The sequence below is a fragment of the Streptomyces sp. NBC_00273 genome (genome assembly GCF_036178145.1).
Lineage (GTDB): Bacteria > Actinomycetota > Actinomycetes > Streptomycetales > Streptomycetaceae > Streptomyces.
This window is the reverse complement of record NZ_CP108067.1, coordinates 6027501-6049730: the sequence shown is the minus strand read 5'-3', so window position 1 is coordinate 6049730 and position 22230 is coordinate 6027501. Positions and strand designations below refer to the sequence as shown.

The following is a 22230-nucleotide window of genomic DNA, read 5'->3' as shown; positions in this document are numbered from 1 at the left end:
GGCCCCGGCCGACGGCTCCAGCTCAACCCGGCGACGGCGGGTTACTTCTTCCGGCGACGCCCGCCCGCGGCCTTCTGCGCCTTGCGCCGCTCCGCCCGCGTCATTCCGTCACCCTCGGCGCCGAGGGAGTCGCTCTCGAAGTCGCCCTCGATGACACCGCCCTCCCCGTCCACCGTCGGGGCGGAGAAGTGCAGCCGGTCCGGCCGCTGCGGAGCGTCCAGCCCCTTCGCCCGGATCTCCGGACGCGCACCCGCCGGCTCCTTCGTCAGCGACGGCGCCACGTCCTGCACCGGAACCTCCTCGACCTGCTGCTCGACCTGGACCTCCAGGTTGAACAGGTAGCCGACGGACTCCTCCTTGATGCCTTCCTGCATGGCGTTGAACATGTCGAAGCCCTCGCGCTGGTACTCGACCAGCGGGTCCTTCTGGGCCATGGCCCGCAGGCCGATGCCCTCCTGCAGGTAGTCCATCTCGTACAGGTGCTCACGCCACTTGCGGTCGAGCACCGACAGGACCACACGCCGCTCCAGCTCACGCATGATCTCGGAGCCGAGCGTCTTCTCGCGGGTCTCGTACTGCTCGTGGATGTCGTCCTTGACGGACTCCGCGATGAACTCGGCGGTGATGCCCGCGCGGTCGCCCGCGGCCTCCTCCAGCTCCTCGATGGTGACCTTCACCGGGTAGAGCTGCCGGAAGGCGCCCCACAGGCGCTCCAGGTCCCACTCCTCGGCGAAGCCCTCGACCGTCTCGGCCGCGATGTACGCGTCGATGGTGTCGTCCATCATGTGGCGCACCTGCTCCTGCAGGTCCTCGCCCTCCAGGACGCGGCGGCGCTCGCCGTAGATGACCTCACGCTGGTTGTTGAGGACCTCGTCGTACTTCAGGACGTTCTTGCGCGTCTCGAAGTTCTGGGTCTCCACCTGCGACTGGGCCGACGCGATCGCGCGCGTCACCATCTTGTTCTCGATCGGCACGTCGTCCGGCACGTTCGCCATCGCCATGACGCGCTCGACCATCTGCGCCTTGAACAGGCGCATCAGGTCGTCGCCCAGCGACAGGTAGAAGCGGGACTCGCCCGGGTCGCCCTGTCGGCCGGAACGGCCGCGCAGCTGGTTGTCGATGCGGCGCGACTCGTGACGCTCGGTGCCCAGCACGTACAGCCCGCCGAGCTCCTTGACCTCCTCGAACTCCGCCTTCACCGCGGCCTCGGCCCGGGTGAGCGCTGCGGGAAGGGCGTGCGCCCACTCCTCGATGTGCTCCTCCGGGTCCAGGCCCTGCTGGCGCAGCTCGGCCTCGGCGAGGTCGTCCGGGTTGCCGCCGAGCTTGATGTCGGTACCGCGGCCGGCCATGTTCGTGGCGACCGTGACCGCGCCCCGGCGGCCGGCCTGGGCGACGATCGTCGCCTCGCGGTCGTGCTGCTTGGCGTTGAGCACCTCGTGCGGGATGCCGCGCTTGGAGAGCTGCTGGGAGAGGTACTCGGACTTCTCGACCGACGTCGTACCGACGAGGATCGGCTGGCCCTTCTCGTGCTTCTCCGCGATGTCGTCGACGACGGCGGCGAACTTCGCGACCTCGGTCCGGTAGATCAGGTCCGGCTGGTCCTTGCGGACCATGCCGCGGTTGGTCGGGATGGGGACGACACCGAGCTTGTAGATCTGGTGGAACTCGGCGGCCTCGGTCATGGCCGTACCGGTCATGCCGGACAGCTTCGAGTAGAGGCGGAAGAAGTTCTGCAGGGTGATCGTGGCGAGGGTCTGGTTCTCGTCCTTGATGTCCACCCCTTCCTTCGCCTCGATCGCCTGGTGCATGCCCTCGTTGTAGCGGCGACCGGCGAGGATGCGACCGGTGTGCTCGTCGACGATCATGACTTCGCCGTCGATGACGACGTAGTCCTTGTCGTTCTTGAAGAGCTCCTTGGCCTTGATCGCGTTGTTGAGGTAACCGACGAGCGGGGTGTTCACCGACTCGTAGAGGTTCTCGATGCCGAGCCAGTCCTCGACCTTGGCGACACCGGACTCGTGGATGGCGACGGTGCGCTTCTTCTCGTCGACCTCGTAGTCGCCGGTCTCCTCGATGCCCTTCAGCGGCTGGCCGGCCTCGCCCTTGGTCAGGCGGGTCACCAGCTTCGCGAAGTCGCCGTACCACTTCGTGGCCTGGTCGGCGGGGCCGGAGATGATCAGCGGGGTGCGGGCCTCGTCGACGAGGATCGAGTCGACCTCGTCGACCACGGCGAAGTTGTGGCCGCGCTGGACGAGCTCGTCCTGGGACCACGCCATGTTGTCGCGCAGGTAGTCGAAGCCGAACTCGTTGTTCGTGCCGTAGGTGATGTCGCAGGCGTACTGCTCGCGGCGCTGCGCGGGCGACATGTTCGCCAGGATGCAGCCGACCTCCAGGCCGAGGAACTTGTGCACCCGGCCCATCAGCTCGGAGTCGCGCTCGGCGAGGTAGTCGTTCACCGTGATCAGGTGGACGCCCTTGTCGGACAGCGCGTTCAGGTACGCGGGCAGCGTGCCGACGAGGGTCTTGCCCTCACCGGTCTTCATCTCGGCCACGTAGCCGAGGTGCAGCGCCGCACCACCCATGATCTGGACGTCGTAGTGCCGCTGGCCGAGGACGCGCTTGGCCGCCTCGCGTACGGTCGCGAAGGCCTCGGGCAGCAGGTCGTCCAGGCTCTCGCCGTCCTGGAAACGCTGCTTGTACTCGTCCGTGAGCGCTCGCAACTCGGCGTCGGAGAGGTTGACGAAGTCCTCTTCGATGGAGTTGACCTGGTCCGCGATGCGGTGCAGTTTGCGCAGGATCTTGCCTTCGCCTGCACGCATGAGCTTGTTGAAGACGGACACCGAGGTTTGTCTCCTTGCCGGTCGGGCCTGGGCACTGTACGTACACGGGCACGGCAGGTGGGCCCCACCGCAACGGCCATCGTAAGCGAGGACGCGGCCGCGCCGGGAGGTCCGCCGTTCCCGTGAGGGCACGGGTGCCCGGATTGAGAACGTACGGGGGACACCGAAGGTGCCGCACCACCCGGAGGGATCACCGAAATTTGTTCGCTGCGGACGTCGGCCCGGCAGCAGAATCGGTTCATGGAGCCCACGACACTGAGCACGGACCGATTGGTACTGCGGCCTTTCGTCCTCGCGGACGAGGCCGAGGTCTACGCCGCGGCACAGGACCCGGACATCCAGCGATGGACGCTGGTCCCCTCCCCCTACAAGAAGGAGAACGCGCACACCTGGGTGACCGAGACCGCGCCCGACGGCTGGCGCGCCGGCACGGCCTTCCCCTTCGCCGTACGCCTGGGAACCACGGGCCCGCTCGTCGCGTCCGTCGGCCTGCACGTCCACAGCGCGGAGAGCTACGAGATCGGCTACTGGGCGGTCAAGGAACACCGCGGCCGGGGCTACATGACCGAGGCGGTCCTGGCCGTCGCCCGCTGGGCCTTCACCGAGCTGGGCATCGGCCGGCTCGAATGGCGCGCCGAGGTGGGCAATACGGGCTCCCGCGCCGTGGCCGAGAAGGCCGGCTTCCAGGTCGAGGGCCTCCTGCGGGCCGGCATCATCCAGCGGAACACGTACCGCGACTGCTGGGTCGGCGCCCTGCTCCCCTCCGACCTGGGCCTGCCCTCGCGACTGCCCTACCTTCCGGCACCCGCGAAGTAGCCGGCCGGCACAATCCTGATCATGGAGCCGATCACGCTGACCACCGACCGCCTCGTCCTCGGCCCGCACGCCCCCGAGGACGCGGCCGAGGTGTACACCGCCTGCCAGGACCCCGACATCCAGCGCTGGATATCGGTGCCGGTCCCGTACGAGCCCGCCCACGCGCGGACGTACGTGACGGAAACCGTCCCGGCCGGGTGGCGCGAGGACACCGAGTACAACTTCGCGGTACGGCTCGGGGCCGACGGCCCGCTGGTCGCCACGCTCGCCGTGCACCGGACGGGGTCGCACACCCACGAGATCGGCTACTGGACCGTCGCCGGGCACCGGGGCCGCGGCTACATGGCCGAAGCCCTGCGGGCCGCCGTCCGCTGGGCGTTCACCGAAGCGGGCGTCGTACGGCTGGTCTGGCGGGCCGGGGTGGGCAACGACGGCTCCCGCGCCGTCGCCGAACGCGCGGGCTTCCTCGTCGAGGGCGTCCAGCGCGCCGGCATGGAGCACGGCGGCGCACTGCTGGACTGCTGGGTCGGCTCCTTGCTCCCGTCCGACCTGGGCCTGCCCTCGCGACTGCCGTACGAGCCCGCTGAAGCTCCTATTGGCTGTCAAGCAGTGGTGAGCCAGTCGCGGTAGGCGTTGGCGAGGTTGTCGTCGCGGCGGGTGCCGCGTTCGATGCATGAGATGACCGATGGCCAGACGCCGAAGTGGTGGGCGACGGCGGTGAGGGTGATGTTCTTGGCCTGGCGTGTGGGCCGCAGGTCCGCGACCTCGGGGACGGCGACCGTCGTGGTGAGGTAGCGGAACACTTCCCGGGCGATGGCCCGTTTGAGGAGGCGGATGATCTCCTTCTTGGTCCGGCCGGCCGCGGTCTGGCGGGCCACGTAGTCGCGGGTGCGCTGGTCGCTGGCCATGCGGACGAGGGCTATCCGGTAGAGGGCCGCGTTGGCGGCGCGATCGCCGCCTCGGGAGAGGCGGTGACGGTTGGTCTTCCCGCTGGAGGCAGGAACGGGGGCGACCCCGCACAGGGCCGCGAAGGAAGCTTCGGTGCGGAGACGGTCGGAGTTGCCGCCTGCGGTGATCAGGAGCTGGGCCGCGGTGTCGGGGCCGACGCCGTAGGCGCCCCGCAGGCCCGGATTGTGTTCGGTGACCACACTGTCGAGTGTTGCTGTGAGCTCGTCGTGTTCAGCGGTCAGGGCCTGGACGCGTCGGGCGAGGCTCTTCAAAGCGCTCAGCACGGCGGTGTGGACGGCGTCTGTCGTTGCCGTGAGCCGCAGTCGTGCCAGGGCATCCATGAGCGGCTTTCCCCGCAGGGCCCGATAGCGGGCGCGGATGGTTTCGGGGGCGCTGACGAGGATGTGCCCGATCTGGTTCATGGCGGCGGTGCGGGCTTTGACCGTGGACCGGGCGGCGTTGTGGAGGGCGCGTATGCCAGTGACGGTCTCGTCCTTGGGCGCGCTGGAGGCGCGTCCGGAGAGTGCGGCGCGGGCGGCGGCGTAGGCGTCGATGGGGTCGGACTTGCCGCTGCGGCGGCGTTCGGCGCGGTCGGGGCGGTTGACTTCGAGCACGCTCAGGCCATCGGCGACGGCGGCGCGGGTGAACCCGGTTCCGTAGGACGCGGTGCCTTCCACGCCGATCGCGATCACGTCCCCGTGGGCGCAGAGGAAGGCCAGGGCTGCCGTGTATCCGGCGGTGGTGGTGGGGAACTCTGCGTCGGCGAGGTGGCCGCCGTTGTCGGTGATGACCGCGACGTGGATGGTGTCGGCGTGCGAGTCCACACCGCCGAACACCCACTGGCCGCTCGTGCCCGCTGTGTCCGCTGCTGTCATGCTGGAGGCGCCTTCCTAGCCGGAGGTGACACCGGCCAGGTGGGACAGACAGGACATTGAGGGGGCTTCTGACCAAGCTCCTATCAGGTCATGTTCCACCTGGCCGGAGCCATGAAGAACGGGCCCGGCAGCCGGACGGTACAGCGGGAAGACAGCCCAGCAGGGCGTCAGTCAGTGGCAGAGCCACGACCACCGGAACCCGCTACGAGTATCAATGTCAGTGGTGCCGCCTAGGCTTCGGCGCATGAGCAACCCGCCGCCGCACGTGTCCCTGTCCGCCGACGAGGCCCGGCGCATCGCGCTGCGCGCGCAGGGCTTCATCGGCGCGCCCGACCGGCGCGGCGGGGTCCGCGGGGTCCTGCGCCACCTGGGCGCCGTGCAGCTGGACACCATCTCGGTCCTGGCCCGCTCGCACGAGCTGATCCCGTACGCGCGCCTGGGCGCGGTCGGCCGGGACGCCGTGGAGCAGGCGTACTGGTCGGACCGGCACGCCTTCGAGTACTGGTCGCACGCCGCCTGCATCCTGCCCATCGAGGAATGGCCGCATTTCGCCTTCCGCCGCCGGGCCAACCGGACCCGCGGCCACCGCTGGCACATCCTCGAGGACAAGCAGCACTCGACGCGGGCCGTCCTGGACCGGCTGCGGTCCGACGGCCCGCTGACCTCCACCGAGCTGGGCGGCGCCAAGAACGGCGGCGAGTGGTTCGAGTGGTCCGAGACCAAGATCGCGGTGGAGTGGCTGCTGGACACCGGCGAGGTGGTGTGCAGCGAGCGCCGCGGATGGAAGCGGGTCTACGACCTCCCCGAGCGGGCCGTTCCCGATGCGCTGCTCCACGACGACCTGGAGGACCGCGAGTGCCTGCGCCGCCTGGTCGCCCTGGCGGGCCGGTCCCTGGGCGTCGGCACCCGCGCCGACATCGCGGACTACCACCGCCTCAAGGGCGAGCAGTTCGACGCGGTGGTCGCGGACTCCGGGCTGGTACCGGTCGAGGTGCAGGGCTGGTCCAAGCCGGCCTGGGCGGACCCGGCGGCTCTCGCGCAGACCCCCGGGGGCCGCCACCGCACGACGCTGCTCTCGCCCTTCGACTCCCTGGTCTGGGACCGTCCCCGCACGGAGCGGATCTTCGGTTTCACGCACCGCCTGGAGGCGTACGTGCCCAAGCCGAAGCGGATACACGGGTACTTCGCGATGCCGCTGCTGGCGGGCGGCCGGCTCCAGGGCCGCGTCGACCCGGCCCGCGAGGGCCGCACGCTGGTCGCCCGGCAGCTCTCGCTGACCTCCCCGAAGGCCGCGGGCCCGATGGCGCGGGCCCTGCGGGAGGCGGCGGAGTGGGTCGGGTGCGAGGACGTACGCGTCGAGCGCGCGAGCTCGCCCGCGGAGGCGGCGGCCGTCACCGCGGAACTGGCTGCGCTCTAGGCCCGACGGGACTTCGACCACGGGGCCCGGGCCCCGTGTCGCCTCTTCCGGATCTCGCCTCAGCGGATTTCGAGGATCTTTTCCCGCATCGCGTAGACCACGGCTTCCATCCTGGAGTGCAGCTGCAGCTTCTCCAGGATGTTGCGGACGTGGTTCTTCACGGTGTTCTCGGAAATGAACAACTCCTTGGCGATATCACGGTTGTTCATACCGGTGGCCACCAGTTTCAGGACCTCCAGCTCCCGGTCCGTCAGCCGCGGCGCCGGCACCAGCCGGCGCTCGTCGGTCCGCTGGATCATCGACTTGAACTCGGTGAGCAGCTTCGACGCCATCGACGGGCTGATCTGCGACTGGCCGTCCGCCACCGCCCGGATCGCCGTGGCCACCTCGTCCGTCGAGATCTCCTTCAGGAGGTACCCGGTCGCACCCGCCTTGATCGCGTCGTAGAGGTCCGCCTCCTCGTCGCTGATCGTCAGCATGATGATCTTCGCCGAGGGGGCCACCTCCTTGATCGAGGTGCACGCCTCGATCCCGCCGCGCCGGGGCATCCGCACGTCCATCAGCACGATGTCCGGAAGCAGATCGGCCGCCTTGTCCACGGCCTCCGCCCCGTCCCCGGCCTCGCCGACGACCTGGATGTCCTCCTCCTGCGCGAGGACGATCTCCAGTCCCCGCCGGAAGAGCGCGTGGTCGTCGACCACGAGCACTCTGATGGGCTCCCGGGCGGGCTCCTGCGACGGGTCCGTCCCGTGGCAGTCCGCGACGCCGCTGTCCCCGCGCGCCGGCCCGAAGCTGTCCGCCATCGTTCCTCCCCCTGCATGTGCTCAGTTGCCGGGCCAACCGGACACACACCGCTGCCGGTTGACTGCACGCCATGATTCCATGCCCGCGCCACGGCCCGGGGGCCAAAAGTGAGCCACCTGGCGCATACCCGTCGCATACCGGTCATGCAGGCGCCCCCGCGCAGGCGCCGGAACGCCTGCGCGGGGGCGATGAACAGATGTGCCCGGCCTCAGCCGCCGAGCGCGCCACCGGCGCCGCCCCGCGGTTCCTCCGAGCTGGAGGCACCGTCGGGGTTCACGTGGATGACGCCGTAGTCATAGGCATGACGGCGGTAAACGACACTGGGCAACTTCGTCTCGGAGTCGACGAACAGATAGAAGTCGTGGCCGACCAGTTCCATCTCGTACAGGGCCTGGTCGAGCGACATGGGTGCGGCCGAGTGGGTCTTCTCGCGCACGATGAGCGGGCCTTCGCCCTGCACCTCGAGGGATCCGATCCGGGTGATCGGCACCCCGTCCGTCTTCTCCTCCGACACCGGCTGTCCGCTGCCGTTCAGCGATGCGACGCCCGGCACCACGTCGGCGACCTCCGCCGCCGAGAGCCGGCCGTTGCCACGGCGGGTGTAACGCTTGTCGTGCTGCTTGCGCAGCCGGGCCTCGAGCTTGTCCTGAGCCAGGTCCAGCGCCGCGTACGCGTCGGCGGCGGCGGCCTCGGCACGGATCACCGGGCCCCGCGAACGCAGGGTGATCTCCACGCGGTCGGAACGGTCGGCCTGGCGCGGGTTGTGCTCCTTGGACACCTCGACGTCCAAGCTGATCACCTTGGCGTCGAGCTTCTGGATCCGCTCCGGATTCAGCTTCTCGGCCACGTGCTTGCGGAACCGCTCGGGCACCTCGGTCTTGCGGCCCTTGACGACGATGTCCACGCAGAACTCCGTTCCCGGATAGCTCCGCCCGACGGGGCGAAGCGTCTCCCTTTCGCACCAGACTCCGGTGAAGGCCGGAGCCTCGGACTTGGCGACTTTCACCTCCTCCTCCCCCATCGGCAAGATCAACACCCCACCGACTTCGGAGTCGAGAGACAGTCTCCTGAGTTCCTTACAACCGAACATATCCCTCTATGGCGGTTGTCGGCACCCGCTACCGGAATGTACTTCCAGTCAGGTGACTGTTCCCTCTTACTACCTGCAACGATGGGCCTTCCCCGCCAGTTCCAAATCTATTCACAAGATTTTTGCTCTGTCCGAGGTGCGCAAAGACGTGGCGCGCGTTCGATCCGCCTGAAGGAGTCCGCCGGCGCGGCCACCACCGCCGCCCGCAGCACCGTCCCCGGGCCCGTCCCCGGGCCCGCCACCAGCCCCGCGGCGCGCACCGCCCGGGCCGCCTCCGCCAGCGTCGCCCCCGTCGTGATCAGGTCGTCCACGAGCACGATCCGGGCCGCACCGGCCATGAGCCGCCACCCGCCGCGGCGCACCGCCAGCGCCCCCGTGAGGTTCTCCCGGCGCTGCCGGGCCCCCAGCCCCGCCTGGTCCGCCACCGCCCGCCGCAGCCCCAGTACGGGCGCCACGCGCGCGGGAACGCCGGCCCGCCGCAGCCGCCCCGCGGCCGCCCGCGCGATCCTGAGCGCCGGATCGTGCCCGCGCGCCCGGACCTGCCGCCGCGCCGACGGGACCGGGACCAGCGCCACGTCCCCCGCACCGCCCGCACCACCGGCACCGCCGACACCGCCCGCCAGGACGGCCGCCGCCAGGCCTGCGCCGAGCACCCCGGCCAGCGGTAGCGCCCCGCGCTCCTTGTGCGCCAGCAGGAGGCTCCGTACGGCCCCCTCGTAGACGGCGGCGGCCAGCACCACCGGCAATCCCGCGGGCCGCGGAGACGGCCGCACCGGCCCCGCCCCGGCCCCGCTCAGCGCATCCCGGCACTCGGCGCACACCAGCACCCGGACCGCCCCGCAGCCGGCGCAGTCGACCGGCAGGACCAGCCCGGCGAGCTCCTGCCACCCATCCCGCATGGATCCACACTGACGGGCCCGGCCGCCGGGCGCGACCCCTGTGGACGACCCGCGCGAAGGCCGATCAGCCCGGGTACACCGGAGCCCGGCCGCCCGCGCCCGCCGCCACCGTGCGCCACTGCGCCCCCGGCGGAAGCCACACGATCCCGTCCTCCGAGAACGCGACCACCGGCTTCGGCTTCGCCTCGTCCTCCGTGGCCGCGACCGCCACCTCCGACAGACCGGTGGCCCCGGGCAGGCTCGCCGCGACCATCGAACCGTCGGCCAGCATGTAGCGGGCCTGCTGCACGCCGCCGTTCTCCCGGCCCACCACGAGCAGCCGCCCGCGGGGCGCCCAGCTCATCGCCGTCACGTCGACCATCTGCGGGGCCGCCGGACGCAGCTCGCGCACCGACACCGCCGAGGAGTCGCCCTTGCCGTCGGGCCGTTCGATCCGCCCGACGTAGAGGACCTTGCTGCCGCCGCCGGGCTGCTCCACCAGCAGGGCGATCCGCGCCCCGTCGGCGGACGCCTTCAGCGAAGCGATCTTCCGCCCGTCGAGCCCCGCCACCTGCACCTTCTCGGGCGTTCCGGCACCACCCGGCACCCGCCACAGCCCCGGGGACTGCAGATCCCGGTCCGCGACCCACAGATCACCCGAAGCGTCCCAGCTCGGCGCGGTCAGCAACGCCGCCTTGCCGCCCTTGCCGACCGGCAACGGCTGCGGCATCGCCCCGCTCCCGACCAGCGGCACGACGTACAGCGCGTGCTCGTCCTCGGAGACCACGGCCGCGCGCCGCTCGTCGTGCGAGACCGCCGCCGATCTGACCTTGAAACCGGGAGGGGTGGCCAGCGGCCCCGGCACCGGTTCGGGCCGGACCTGCTGGTCCTCGCTGCTCGTGTCCAGCTTCATGCGGACCAGACGCTTCTCGTTGTCCACGAAGTACTGGAACTCGGGGATCTTTGGCCGGCCCGCGATCGCGGCCGCGTTCACCTCGCTCACCGAACACAGCGAGGTCGACTTGCCGCCCGCCCGCACCAGTTCGACCTGGTCGAGCCGGGAACCCGTCAGGTCCTTGACCGTGTAGAGGAGTTGGGTGGCCATCTTCTTGCACTGCGGCTGCGCGACGTTCTCGGCCTTCTCGTTGAGCGGCACGCGCAGCGTGTTCTGCCCGTCGTACGAAAGGGACTTGGTGCCCGGGCTCAGTTCCGTACCGGTGGGGAAACTGGACTCCACGACCGGGGCGAGCCACCGCGACGGCCCCGCCAGCAGCGACTGCACGGTCTGGGTGGTCGGGTCCATCCGCGAGTCCGGGTCGGTGCGCTGACGCACGTAGACGGGGTCGGCGACGAGCGTGCCGCCCGCGAAGTAGTACTTGTTGACCGGCATGTAGATGCGCTGGAAGTCCGATTCGCTGAGCACGAGCCCGCTCGGCGGGGTCGAGATCCGCCATTGCTTGTCCTCGTTCTGGACGAGCTGGAGGAACTCCTCGTACTCCCTGGCCCCGGTCTGCGGCTGGTACGCGCTGTGCTCGTCGACGGTCGCGAGCTTCTTGCCGGTCACCTTCCAGCGGGGCCCGTCCGGGTCCTTCTCGCCGCGGTTCGGAACCCGGTTGAGCCCGGAGGAGAGCACGGTGACGGCCGAGCCGGGCTTCCAGCTCTTCGCAGCCGCCTCGGTGAGGTACTTGCGGGCCGTCTCCAGCTGCGGGTCGTCGCTGGTCATCGCCTCCAGGAAGCCGTCGACGATCTCCGCCGGGCTGGCCTTGTCCGCGGGCGGTACGCCGAACACCCGGACCTGCGAATCCACGCCCTGCGAGGCCTGCACCGGACGGATGTCGCCCCGGTCCGGCATGGAGGCACACCCCGCGAGCAGCAGCCCGGCCGCGCCGAAGGCGTACGCCCGTACGGTGCGCAGCCGCCGGCGCCGCACCCGCGCACGCCCCGCCCGCGCGTCCAAGGGCTCAGCGTCCATCGGCTCGGTCCTCCTGTTGTGCCTGTTCGGCCGGGCGGGCCACGACCCGTGCCCCGTTCCCCGGCAGGGCCGTCGGGTCTGCGGGCACCGGCATCGCTCCGGCGACGGGCGAGCGCGGCGGTATCGGCGAGCGGTCGCCCGCGTCGGCGGGCGTACGCTCCGCCGCACCGCCCGCGGCCTCGGCCGCGGCCCTGGCCCGGTTGGCGCGGTTGGCCCGGGAGTCCTCGGGCTCCAGCGGGATGGGCGAGCCCCGCAGCGGCTCGTCGGCCGTGCGCGGCAGGGTCAGCCGGAACTGCGAACCGCCGCCCGGCTCGCCCCAAGCCTGCAGCCAGCCCCCGTGCAGCCGGGCGTCCTCGACGGCGATCGACAGGCCCAGGCCGGTCCCGCCGGTCGTGCGCGCCCGCGCCGGGTCGGCCCGCCAGAAGCGGTTGAAGACACGGGTGGCCTCGCCGGGCTTCAGCCCGACCCCGTAGTCCCGTACGGCGACGGCGACGGCCCCGCCCGCGGACGCCAGCCGGACCACCACGTCGCGGCCCTCGCCGTGCTCCACGGCGTTGACCACCAGATTGCGCAGCACCCGCTCCACCCGCCGGGCATCGGCCTCGGCGATGACCGGCTGGGTGTCGCCCAGGACCCGGATCCGGGTGCCCTTGTGCTCGGCGAGCGGCTCGGCACCGTCGATGACCCGGCGCACGACGTCACGCAGGTCGATGGGCTCGGCCTCCAGGGCCGCGGCCCCGGCGTCGAAGCGGCTGATCTCCAGCAGGTCGGCGAGGAGCGACTCGAACCGGTCGAGCTGCCCGGCGAGCAGCTCGGCGGAGCGCGCGGTGATCGGGTCGAAGTCGACCCGGGCGTCGTGGATGACGTCGGCGGCCATCCGTACCGTCGTCAGCGGGGTGCGCAGCTCGTGCGAGACGTCCGAGACGAAGCGGCGCTGCATCCGGGACAGCTCCTCCAGCTGCTGGATCTTGTTCTGGAGGTTCTGCGCCATCTTGTTGAAGGCCTCGCCGAGGCGCGCGATGTCGTCCTCACCGGTGACCTTCATCCGCTCCTGGAGCCGCCCGGCCGAGAGCCGCTCGGCGATCCCGGCGGCCATCCGGACCGGTGTGACCACCTGGCGCACGACGAGCCAGGCGATGCCGCAGAGCAGGACGACGACGAACATGCCCGCGGTCACGATGGTGACCTTGATCAGGTTGAGGGACTCCTCCTCCTGCGTGAGCGGGAAGAGGTAGTACAGGTCGTACGGGTCGCCGTTGATGTCCGAGAGCCGCTTGCCGATGACCAGCGCCGGCTCGGGCTCCTTCGCCCCGTCCCCACTGGTGTAGCGGATCTCGGAGAAGGTCTTGAAGGCGCCGGTGGCCCGGTTGACGGCCCGGCGCAGCGGCAGCGGGACGCTGGCGGTCGGGTCCACGTTGCCGGAGGCCCGGGCGCCCTTGACGCCCTGCGTCCCGGGCAGCGCCTCGTCACCCGTGCCCGCACCCAGCGCGACGACCTCGAAAGCGGTCTGCCCACCACTGGCCAACTGCTTGACCAGGGAGTTCATCCACGTACTGGCGTCCCGGCCGACCTTGTTGTCGGTGGCGTCGGGCCCGTCCACCGTGGCCGGGGCGTTGGCCTTCTCCTGCGCCACCGCGAACCCGCCCGCGGCCTGGCTCTGTGCCGCCTCCTCCTTGGCCTCGAGGAGACCCCTGCTGACCTGGGCGATGACGACGAACCCCAGGGCGAGGACCACGGCGAGCGAGATCAACAGGGTGGCGGCGACCACCCGGAGCTGGATGTTGCGCCGCCACAGCCGGACGGCCGGAAGCAGCGGTCGGCGCGCCAGGCGCAGGAACAACCGCAGGACACGGCTGCTCGACGCCCGGTCCCGGAACAGCCGGCCGAAGCGCAGCCTCCACGGGTGGAAGCCGCCCGGGACCCTACCGGACACGCCGGACGTACCGGACTGCACGTCAGCTGGGTCCGGCCTTGTAGCCGACACCACGCACCGTCACGACGATCTCGGGGCGCTCCGGGTCCTTCTCGACCTTGGAGCGCAGACGCTGCACGTGCACGTTGACCAGGCGGGTGTCCGCCGCGTGCCGGTAGCCCCAAACCTGCTCCAGCAGCACCTCACGGGTGAAGACCTGCCAGGGCTTGCGCGCGAGGGCGACCAGCAGGTCGAACTCGAGCGGGGTCAGCGCGATGGAGGCGCCGTCCCGCTTGACCGAGTGCCCGGCCACGTCGATGACCAGGTCACCGATGGCCAGCTGCTCGGGCGCGGGCTCCTCCGACCGGCGCAGGCGGGCCCGGATACGGGCCACCAGCTCCTTCGGCTTGAACGGCTTCACGATGTAGTCGTCGGCCCCGGACTCCAGGCCCACGACGACATCGACCGTGTCGCTCTTGGCGGTGAGCATGACGATCGGCACGCCGGACTCCGCCCGGATCAGGCGGCAGACCTCTATGCCGTCCCTCCCGGGCAGCATGAGGTCCAGCAGCACCAGGTCCGGCTTCGCCTCCCGGAAGGCAGCAAGTGCCTTGTCACCGTCTGCTACGAACGACGGCTCAAAACCTTCTCCACGCAGCACAATGCCGAGCATCTCGGCCAGCGCGGTGTCGTCGTCGACGACAAGGACGCGTCCCTTCATGGTTGACATCATCCCATTAGCTAATCGTGACCCGGCGGTGAGCTGTCCCACAGCCAAAAGGGCTGGAAATCGACCCTCGGACCTGTGTGGAGATCAGCTCCACCAGTCTGCCCCCGAACGGGTCGACTATTGAAGGTACGGGCTGCGGAGAACCCCTCACTACCGCCCGGAACCGTCCGACCGGTCGGAATCCTCCCGGGCCGGCCCTCCCCGCCCCGCCACCGCACGCGATCCGCTGCCCACCCCCTACTCCGTTCGGGCCCCCCACGTGGCACGATGGCAGCGACCAGCGCCCTGCCGCGGCAGGCGCACATGAAGGAGTGACGATGAACGACTCTCCGGGCTGGGCTTCGCCCGGATCCTCTCCGTCTGACAGCGAGCGGCCGGGCACCGACGGCGGCGCGCAGCAGCCCGCACCGCCGGCCCAGCCCGCCCAGCCCGCCGGCGACCCGAAGTGGTCCGCCGAACAGCCGCCGCCCGGTCAGTGGTCGAACCCGGGCACCACGCCCGCGGCCCCGCAGCCGCAGCCGCAGCCCACCTCGGGCTGGGGGCAGCAGCCGGGTACCCCTCAGGCGGGCCAGTACGGCCCCCAGTACGGCTACCCGGGCGCCCCCGGCCAGTGGGGCCAGCCCCCCGCCGCCAAGCCCGGTGTGATCCCCCTGCGGCCCCTGGGCCTCGGCGAGATCCTCGACGGCGCGGTCGCCACCATGCGCACCCACTGGCGCGCGGTCCTGCCGATCACCCTGGTCGTGGCCACCGTCGTCCAGGTGATCAGCGTGATCGCCCAGAAGTTCATGCTGGACGACCTCGCCATCTCCGCCTCCCCGGACGCCGGCCCCGAGGAATTCATCGACGCGATCGGCAGCACCATCGGCGCGACCGCAGTGGTCCAGTTCATCCAGTTCCTCGGCACCATCGTGGTCACCGCGATGCTCACGATGGTCTTCAGCCGCGCCGTGCTCGGCCAGCACTCCTCGGTCTCCGACGCCTGGCGCGAGTCCCGCCCCCAGCTGCTGCGCCTGATAGGGCTCACGCTGCTGATGGCCCTCGGCGCCGTCCTGCTCGGCGCCGTACTGATCCTGCCGGGCCTCCTCGCCGAGACCCCCGCCCTCGCCGTCCTCGGCGGCCTCGTCTGGCTGCCGCTCCTGCTCTGGCTGGGCATCAAGTTCACACTGGCCTCGCCCGCCCTGATGCTCGAGAAGAGCACCGTGTTCAAGGCCTTCGCGCGCTCCTCGAAGCTCGTCAAGGGCACCTGGTGGCGCATCTTCGGCATCACGCTGCTCACCATCATCATCGCCGGCTTCATCTCGGCGATGATCGTCATGCCGTTCCAGCTCCTCAGCGTCTTCGCCTTCAGCGGCGGCCTCGACGCCCTCGCGGACGGCAGCCCCGCCAACATGAACAACTGGGGCGCACTGATCGCCCCCGCGATCGGCCTGATCATCGCGCAGACCATCGTCATGCCGTTCCAGTCCGGCGTCACCGTGCTCCTCTACGTCGACCAGCGCATCCGCCGCGAGGGACTCGACCTGGAGCTCGCCCGGGCCGCAGGCCTCGAGAACTACGGCACGACCGGAGGCTGACGCACAGATGATGAGTACGGGGGGCCTCATCACCCGCGCCACGGCGCTCCTGCCGAGCGCCGAAACACCACCGGTGACGACACCGCGCGAACCCGCCAGGGAAGCGGCCGAGCGCGAACTGTCCAAGCCGATGTACCACGAGAACGACCCGAGCCTGCTCGACCGCGCCCTGCGCAAGTTCTTCGACTGGCTCGACGACATGCTCGGCGCCGCCTCCGGGGCGACCCCCGGAGGCGGCTTCGGCCTCGTCGTGATCCTCGTACTCGTGGTCCTCGCCGTCGGCGCCCTCTGGTGGCGCCTCGGCACCCCCGGCCGGATCACCACCGGCACGGGCGTCCTCTTCGCCGACGGCACCCGCAGCGCCGCCGACCACCGCACCGCCGCCGACGCCCACGCCGCGGCCGGCCGCTGGACCGAAGCCGTCCAGGAACGCATGCGCGCCGTCGTCCGCTCCCTGGAGGAGCGCACCCTGCTCGACCCGCGCCCCGGACGCACCGCCGACGAGGCCGCCGCCGAAGCCGCGGTCTCCCTCCCCGACCACGCCGCGGAACTCCGCGCCGCCGCCCGTACCTTCGACGACGTCACCTACGGCGGCCGCACCGCCGACGCCGACACGTACGCCCGCCTGCGCGCCCTCGACCTCACCCTGGACCGCGCAAAGCCGCTGCTGACGGGACCCACCGCATGACCGGCCCGACCGACCCGGCCACGCCGACGGCCACTTCGGCGCCGTCGGCCCCGTCGGCGCCCGAGGCGCGGGAGCCCTCGGCCGGTACCCCCGGCCACGCACCCCCACCCGCCGACGGCGCCCCGCGCACCCGCCGCCTTCGCCGGATCCGCCGCGTCCTCACCGCCGTGGCCGTCCTCGCCGCCGGCGCCGTCGCCATGGCGGCCCTCGACTCCGGCACCCGCCACGGCGGCCTCGACCCCCGCAGCGCCGACCCCTTCGGCAGCCGCGCCGTCGCCGAGCTCTTGAAGGAACGCGGCGTCACCACCCGCGTCGTCACCACCGCCCGCGAGGCCGCCGCCGCCACCGGCCCCCGCACCACTCTCCTGGTCACCGACCCCGACCGGCTCGGCGCCACCCAGCGCGACGTCATCCGCTCGGCCATCGACCTCTCCGGCGGCCGCACCGTCCTCCTCGCACCCAGCAGCCACAGCCTCGGCGACCTCTCCCCCGGCGTGCGCACCTCCGGCGACGCCACCACGGACCGCCCCGACCCCGGCTGCACCCTGCCCGCCGCCACCTCGGCCGGCCGCGCCGACACCGGCGGCGGCCTCACCTACACCACCGCCCTGCCCCGGACCACCGCCTGCTACCCCAGCGGCGGCCACCCCACGCTCCTCGTCCTCCCCACCGGCCCCGCCGGCGGCGACACCGTCCTCCTCGGCTCCGAGACGATCCTCCTCAACGAGTCCCTCGCCGACGAAGGCAACGCCTCCCTCGCCCTCCAACTCCTCGGCTCCCGCCCGGACCTCGTCTGGTACCTGCCGTCCCTCGCGGACTCCGACCCCGACACCGCGCCCTCCGCCGAGGACAAGGGCCTCCTCGACCTCATCCCGGCCGGCTGGTCCTGGGCCCTGCTCCAGCTCTTCGTCGCCGCCGTCCTCGCCGCCCTCTGGCGCGCCCGGCGCCTGGGCCCCCTCGTCACCGAGAAGCTCCCCGTCGCCATCCGCGCCTCCGAGGCCACCGAGGGCCGCGCCCGCCTCTACCGCAAGACCGACGCCCGCGACCGCGCCGCCACCGTGCTGCGCACCGCCACCCGCGAACGCCTCGCCGCGCTGCTCGGCGTACCGCACACCCAGGCCCACGACCCCGCGGCCCTGGCCCCGGCCGTCTCCGCCCGCCTGACCGGCGAGCCCCGGGACGTGACCGCCCTCCTCTTCGGCACCACCCCCTCCGACGACGCGGCACTCGTCGCGCTCGCCGACCACCTCGACGCCCTCGAAAGAGAGGTCCGTACGTCATGACGTACCCGGCCACCGAGTCCACGGCAGTGACCGCGGACAGCGCCCGCGCTTCCCTCGAAGCGCTCCGCACCGAGATCGGCAAGGCCGTGGTCGGTCAGGACTCCGCCGTCACCGGGCTCGTCGTCGCGCTCCTGTGCCGCGGCCACGTCCTCCTCGAAGGCGTCCCCGGCGTCGCCAAGACCCTGCTGGTACGGGCGCTGGCCGCCTCCCTCGAACTCGACACCAAGCGCGTCCAGTTCACCCCGGACCTGATGCCGAGCGACGTCACCGGCTCGCTCGTCTACGACGCCCGCACCGCCGAGTTCTCCTTCCAGGACGGCCCGGTCTTCACCAACCTCCTCCTCGCGGACGAGATCAACCGCACCCCGCCCAAGACCCAGTCCTCGCTCCTCGAAGCGATGGAGGAGCGCCAGGTCACCGTCGACGGCACCCCGCGGAAGCTGCCCGACCCCTTCCTCGTCGCCGCCACCATGAACCCGGTCGAGTACGAGGGCACGTACCCCCTCCCGGAAGCCCAGCTCGACCGCTTCCTCCTCAAGCTCACCGTCCCCCTCCCCTCCCGCGAGGACGAGATCGGGGTCCTGACCCGCCACGCCGCCGGCTTCAACCCCCGCGACCTGCACGCCGCCGGCGTCCGCCCGGTCGCCGGCCCGGCCCAACTCGAAGCCGCCCGCCAGGCCGTCGCCCAGGTCTCCGTCTCCCCCGAGATCGCCGGCTACGTCGTCGACGTCTGCCGCGCCACTCGCGAATCGCCGTCCCTCACCCTCGGCGTCTCCCCCCGCGGCGCGACCGCCCTGCTGGCCACCGCCCGCGCCTGGGCCTGGCTCACCGGCCGCGACTACGTCACCCCCGACGACGTCAAGGCCCTCGCCCTGCCGACCCTGCGCCACCGCGTCCAGCTGCGCCCGGAAGCGGAGATGGAGGGAGTCACGGCCGACGCCGTCATCACGGCGATCCTCTCCCACGTCCCCGTCCCGCGCTGATGGCCCTCACCGGACGCGCCGCCCTGCTGGCGGCCCTCGGCAGCATCCCGGTCGGCCTCCTCGAACCGAGCTGGACCGGCATGCTCGCGGTCAACGGCCCGATCGCCCTGGCCTGCGCGCTCGACGGCGCCCTGGCGGCGCCCGTACGCGGCCTCGTACTGGCCCGCTCCGGAGACACCTCGGTCCGCCTGGGCGAGCCGGCGGAGGTCCACCTCACCGTCACCAACCCCAGCGGCCGCAAGCTCCGGGCCCGCGTCCGCGACGCCTGGCCCCCGAGCAGCTGGCTCCCGGGCACGGAGGCGGCGGCGTCCCGCCACGAGGTGGTCGTCCCCGCGGGCGAACGCCGCCGGCTGACCACCCGGCTGCTGCCCACCCGCCGCGGCGACCGCCGGGCCGACCGCGTCACGATCCGCTCCTACGGCCCCCTGGGCCTGTGGGCCCGCCAGGGCTCCCAGACGTCCCCCTGGACCGTCCGGGTCCTGCCGCCCTTCACCAGCCGCAAGCACCTCCCGTCCCGGCTGGCCCGCCTGCGCGAACTGGACGGCCGTACGAGCGTCCTGACCCGCGGCGAGGGCACCGAGTTCGACAGCCTCCGCGACTACGTCCCCGGCGACGACACCCGCTCCATCGACTGGCGCGCCACGGCCCGCCAGAACAAGGTGGCCGTCCGCACCTGGCGCCCCGAACGCGACCGGCACATCCTCATCTGCCTGGACACCGGCCGCACCTCGGCGGGCCGCGTCGGCGACGCCCCCCGCCTGGACTCCGCGATGGACGCGGCCCTGCTCCTCGCAGCCCTGGCCACCCGCGCCGGCGACCGCGTGGACCTCCTGGCCCACGACCGCCGCCCCCGCGCCCAGGTCCAGGGCCGCTCGGCGGCCGACACCCTCCCGTCCTTCGTCAACGCGATGGCCACCCTGGAGCCGGAACTGGTCGAGACGGACGCCCGGACCCTGGTCTCCACCATCCTGCGCAACGCCCCGCGCCGGTCCCTGGTGGTGCTCCTGACGAGCCTGGACGCGGCCCCGATCGAAGAGGGCCTGCTCCCGGTGCTGCCCCGCCTCACGCAGCGCCACACGGTCCTGCTGGCTTCGGTCGCCGACCCTCATGTCGCGGCCATGACAAGCTCACGGGGCTCGGTGGACGCCGTCTACGAGGCCGCCGCCGGTACCCAGACCCAGTCCCAGCGCCGCCGCACGGCCGACCAGCTCAGCCGCCACGGCGTCCACGTCGTCGACGCCACCCCGGACACCCTGGCGCCGTCCCTGGCGGACGCCTACCTGGCCCTGAAGGCCGCCGGCCGCCTCTGAGGAGCGAAGGCTCAGCGGTTCAGATCGAAGACGCCCACTCCCTGCCCCTCATAGGCCTTCGGCTCGACCGTGGCAACCAGTGCCTGCGAACCCCACTCGGGAAGGTGACGTGCGGCATGGACGGCGGCTGCGACACCGGCCGGCACTCCGTCGCGGCACATCTGTGCCACAGCCAGGACGGCCGGATAGTCGAGGTCGAGCATGTGGATCACGTCGAGCTGGCCGATGTGCTCGGCGATCCCCGCGAGAACCACGTCGGCCTCGAGGACCGACAGGACCGGCACCCACAACCGCGTCTCCGCATCGAGATGGGCATGGTGAATCAGCGCGGACACCTGCCGATTCCCGGACAGCGCAAGCAAGGACGGCGCGTCCAGGACGAGGTGGTGCTGGATCACGCGGCCGCGTCCTCCTGCCGCGCGAAGGCCTCACGGAGCTTTCGGCCCATGGCCGCACTCTCCTCATCGGTCACGTCCACCCCGAAGTGATCGGCCATATAAGCCCGGGCTCGCTCCGCCCGCTCCCGCCGCTCCTCTGCGGTCAGCGTCGTCTCGGCAAACTCCTGCACCAGAGACCGGATGGACGTCCCGCGGGACTCAGCGATGACGGCCAGGCGGTCTCTCACCTCGGCCGGCACACGGATCATGGCATCAGACATGCTCCGAGTATACGCCCACGTAAACATCACCGTGGGGTAAACGCAGAAAAGCCCCGCACCGAACCCGTAAGGGTTGGTGCGGGGCTTTCCCACAATGATTGTTCGGCGGCGTCCTACTCTCCCACAGGGTCCCCCCTGCAGTACCATCGGCGCTGAAAGGCTTAGCTTCCGGGTTCGGAATGTAACCGGGCGTTTCCCTAACGCTATGACCACCGAAACACTATGAAATTTGAACGCTGGTGTTGACACAGCTGTTCGTTATTTCAGAACTAACACAGTGGACGCGAGCAACTGAGGACAAGCCCTCGGCCTATTAGTACCAGTCAGCTTCACCCGTTACCGGGCTTCCACATCTGGCCTATCAACCCAGTCGTCTACTGGGAGCCTTACCCTCTCAAGGAGGTGGGAATACTCATCTTGAAGCAGGCTTCCCGCTTAGATGCTTTCAGCGGTTATCCCTCCCGAACGTAGCCAACCAGCCATGCCCTTGGCAGGACAACTGGCACACCAGAGGTTCGTCCGTCCCGGTCCTCTCGTACTAGGGACAGCCCTTCTCAATATTCCTACGCGCACAGCGGATAGGGACCGAACTGTCTCACGACGTTCTAAACCCAGCTCGCGTACCGCTTTAATGGGCGAACAGCCCAACCCTTGGGACCGACTCCAGCCCCAGGATGCGACGAGCCGACATCGAGGTGCCAAACCATCCCGTCGATATGGACTCTTGGGGAAGATCAGCCTGTTATCCCCGGGGTACCTTTTATCCGTTGAGCGACGGCGCTTCCACAAGCCACCGCCGGATCACTAGTCCCGACTTTCGTCCCTGCTCGACCCGTCGGTCTCACAGTCAAGCTCCCTTGTGCACTTACACTCAACACCTGATTGCCAACCAGGCTGAGGGAACCTTTGGGCGCCTCCGTTACCCTTTGGGAGGCAACCGCCCCAGTTAAACTACCCATCAGACACTGTCCCTGATCCGGATCACGGACCGAGGTTAGACATCCAGCACGACCAGAGTGGTATTTCAACGGCGACTCCACAACCACTGGCGTGGCTGCTTCAAAGTCTCCCACCTATCCTACACAAGCCGAACCGAACACCAATATCAAACTGTAGTAAAGGTCCCGGGGTCTTTCCGTCCTGCTGCGCGAAACGAGCATCTTTACTCGTAGTGCAATTTCACCGGGCCTATGGTTGAGACAGTCGAGAAGTCGTTACGCCATTCGTGCAGGTCGGAACTTACCCGACAAGGAATTTCGCTACCTTAGGATGGTTATAGTTACCACCGCCGTTTACTGGCGCTTAAGTTCTCAGCTTCGCAACCCCGAAAGGTCACTAACCGGTCCCCTTAACGTTCCAGCACCGGGCAGGCGTCAGTCCGTATACATCGCCTTACGGCTTCGCACGGACCTGTGTTTTTAGTAAACAGTCGCTTCTCGCTGGTCTCTGCGG

The 22230-nt window shown here is 70.7% G+C and carries 18 protein-coding genes and 2 rRNA genes (1 of these 20 cut by a window edge); 8 read left to right on the top strand and 12 right to left on the bottom strand.

Going from position 1 to position 22230, the window contains the following annotated elements; genetic code table 11:
- Positions 1–41: 41 nt before the first annotated feature.
- A complete protein-coding gene (gene secA / locus OG386_RS26715; RefSeq protein ID WP_328790228.1) occupies positions 42–2840 on the bottom strand; it encodes a preprotein translocase subunit SecA in 2799 nt (932 codons plus the stop codon).
- A gap of 240 nt (positions 2841–3080) precedes the next feature.
- On the opposite strand from secA, the gene OG386_RS26710 reads away from it, so the two are divergent.
- Together OG386_RS26710 and OG386_RS26705 are read left to right on the top strand one after the other, a co-directional pair.
- On the top strand, positions 3081–3656 hold the full coding sequence (locus OG386_RS26710) for a GNAT family N-acetyltransferase (RefSeq protein ID WP_328790227.1): 576 nt from the start codon (positions 3081–3083) through the stop codon (positions 3654–3656).
- A gap of 21 nt (positions 3657–3677) precedes the next feature.
- Positions 3678–4286 (top strand): GNAT family N-acetyltransferase, encoded by a 609-nt coding sequence (locus OG386_RS26705; protein WP_328790226.1) that lies wholly within the window; start codon positions 3678–3680, stop codon positions 4284–4286.
- Here the strand turns inward: OG386_RS26705 and OG386_RS26700 are convergent.
- Positions 4259–5479, bottom strand: a complete 1221-nt coding sequence (locus OG386_RS26700; protein ID WP_328787263.1) for an IS110 family transposase — start codon at positions 5477–5479, stop codon at positions 4259–4261. The genes OG386_RS26705 and OG386_RS26700 overlap by 28 nt on opposite strands.
- Before the next feature lie 244 nt (positions 5480–5723).
- Between OG386_RS26700 and OG386_RS26695 the strand changes: the two genes are divergently transcribed.
- Complete coding sequence (locus OG386_RS26695) at positions 5724–6896, top strand: winged helix-turn-helix domain-containing protein (RefSeq protein WP_328790225.1); 1173 nt, start codon at positions 5724–5726, stop codon at positions 6894–6896.
- A 59-nt stretch (positions 6897–6955) separates the two neighbouring features.
- Here the strand turns inward: OG386_RS26695 and OG386_RS26690 are convergent, their stop codons facing one another.
- The 6 genes from OG386_RS26690 to mtrA all read right to left on the bottom strand — a co-directional run bounded on the left by OG386_RS26690 (position 6956) and on the right by mtrA (position 14285).
- Positions 6956–7699, bottom strand: a complete 744-nt coding sequence (locus tag OG386_RS26690; RefSeq protein WP_328790224.1) for a response regulator transcription factor — start codon at positions 7697–7699, stop codon at positions 6956–6958.
- A gap of 209 nt (positions 7700–7908) precedes the next feature.
- Positions 7909–8604: a ribosome hibernation-promoting factor, HPF/YfiA family gene (gene hpf, locus OG386_RS26685; RefSeq protein WP_030010104.1), complete on the bottom strand. Its 696-nt coding sequence runs from the start codon at positions 8602–8604 to the stop codon at positions 7909–7911.
- Between the two features lie 293 nt (positions 8605–8897).
- Positions 8898–9689 carry a ComF family protein gene (locus OG386_RS26680; protein ID WP_328790223.1) on the bottom strand — a complete coding sequence of 264 codons (792 nt, stop codon included), beginning with the start codon at positions 9687–9689 and terminating at the stop codon, positions 8898–8900.
- A gap of 64 nt (positions 9690–9753) precedes the next feature.
- Positions 9754–11640, bottom strand: a complete 1887-nt coding sequence (locus OG386_RS26675; protein WP_328790222.1) for an LpqB family beta-propeller domain-containing protein — start codon at positions 11638–11640, stop codon at positions 9754–9756.
- On the bottom strand, positions 11630–13573 hold the full coding sequence (mtrB, locus tag OG386_RS26670; protein ID WP_405787416.1) for an MtrAB system histidine kinase MtrB: 1944 nt from the start codon (positions 13571–13573) through the stop codon (positions 11630–11632). The genes OG386_RS26675 and mtrB overlap by 11 nt, the downstream gene beginning before the upstream one ends.
- 22 nt (positions 13574–13595) lie before the next feature.
- Complete coding sequence (gene mtrA, locus OG386_RS26665) at positions 13596–14285, bottom strand: two-component system response regulator MtrA (protein WP_189747360.1); 690 nt, start codon at positions 14283–14285, stop codon at positions 13596–13598.
- 314 nt (positions 14286–14599) lie between these two features.
- Here mtrA and OG386_RS26660 point away from each other — a divergent pair, with 314 nt between their 5' ends.
- Genes OG386_RS26660 through OG386_RS26640 form a run of 5 tightly spaced genes read left to right on the top strand, consistent with a single transcriptional unit; the run spans position 14600 to position 20120 of the window.
- Positions 14600–15856 carry a glycerophosphoryl diester phosphodiesterase membrane domain-containing protein gene (locus OG386_RS26660; protein WP_328790221.1) on the top strand — a complete coding sequence of 419 codons (1257 nt, stop codon included), beginning with the start codon at positions 14600–14602 and terminating at the stop codon, positions 15854–15856.
- Positions 15857–15863: 7 nt separating this feature from the next.
- The gene (locus tag OG386_RS26655; protein WP_384844410.1) at positions 15864–16544 is read left to right on the top strand and encodes a DUF4129 domain-containing protein; all 681 of its coding nucleotides are present in this window, start codon (positions 15864–15866) and stop codon (positions 16542–16544) included.
- Positions 16541–17827 (top strand): DUF4350 domain-containing protein, encoded by a 1287-nt coding sequence (locus OG386_RS26650; RefSeq protein ID WP_328790220.1) that lies wholly within the window; start codon positions 16541–16543, stop codon positions 17825–17827. The genes OG386_RS26655 and OG386_RS26650 overlap by 4 nt, the downstream gene beginning before the upstream one ends.
- On the top strand, positions 17824–18810 hold the full coding sequence (locus tag OG386_RS26645; RefSeq protein ID WP_327385148.1) for an AAA family ATPase: 987 nt from the start codon (positions 17824–17826) through the stop codon (positions 18808–18810). Before OG386_RS26650 ends, OG386_RS26645 begins: the two co-directional genes overlap by 4 nt.
- Complete coding sequence (locus OG386_RS26640; RefSeq protein WP_328790219.1) at positions 18810–20120, top strand: DUF58 domain-containing protein; 1311 nt, start codon at positions 18810–18812, stop codon at positions 20118–20120. The genes OG386_RS26645 and OG386_RS26640 overlap by 1 nt, the downstream gene beginning before the upstream one ends.
- An 11-nt stretch (positions 20121–20131) precedes the next feature.
- On the opposite strand, the gene OG386_RS26635 is transcribed toward OG386_RS26640, so the two are convergent.
- The 4 genes from OG386_RS26635 to OG386_RS26620 form a co-directional block, all read right to left on the bottom strand.
- Positions 20132–20518: a hypothetical protein gene (locus OG386_RS26635; RefSeq protein WP_328790218.1), complete on the bottom strand. Its 387-nt coding sequence runs from the start codon at positions 20516–20518 to the stop codon at positions 20132–20134.
- Positions 20515–20778, bottom strand: a complete 264-nt coding sequence (locus OG386_RS26630) for a hypothetical protein (RefSeq protein WP_328790217.1) — start codon at positions 20776–20778, stop codon at positions 20515–20517. Before OG386_RS26630 ends, OG386_RS26635 begins: the two co-directional genes overlap by 4 nt.
- Before the next feature lie 100 nt (positions 20779–20878).
- A 5S ribosomal RNA gene (gene rrf / locus OG386_RS26625) occupies positions 20879–20995 on the bottom strand.
- Positions 20996–21071: 76 nt separating this feature from the next.
- Positions 21072–22230 (bottom strand): 23S ribosomal RNA (locus tag OG386_RS26620) (it continues 1964 nt past the right edge of the window).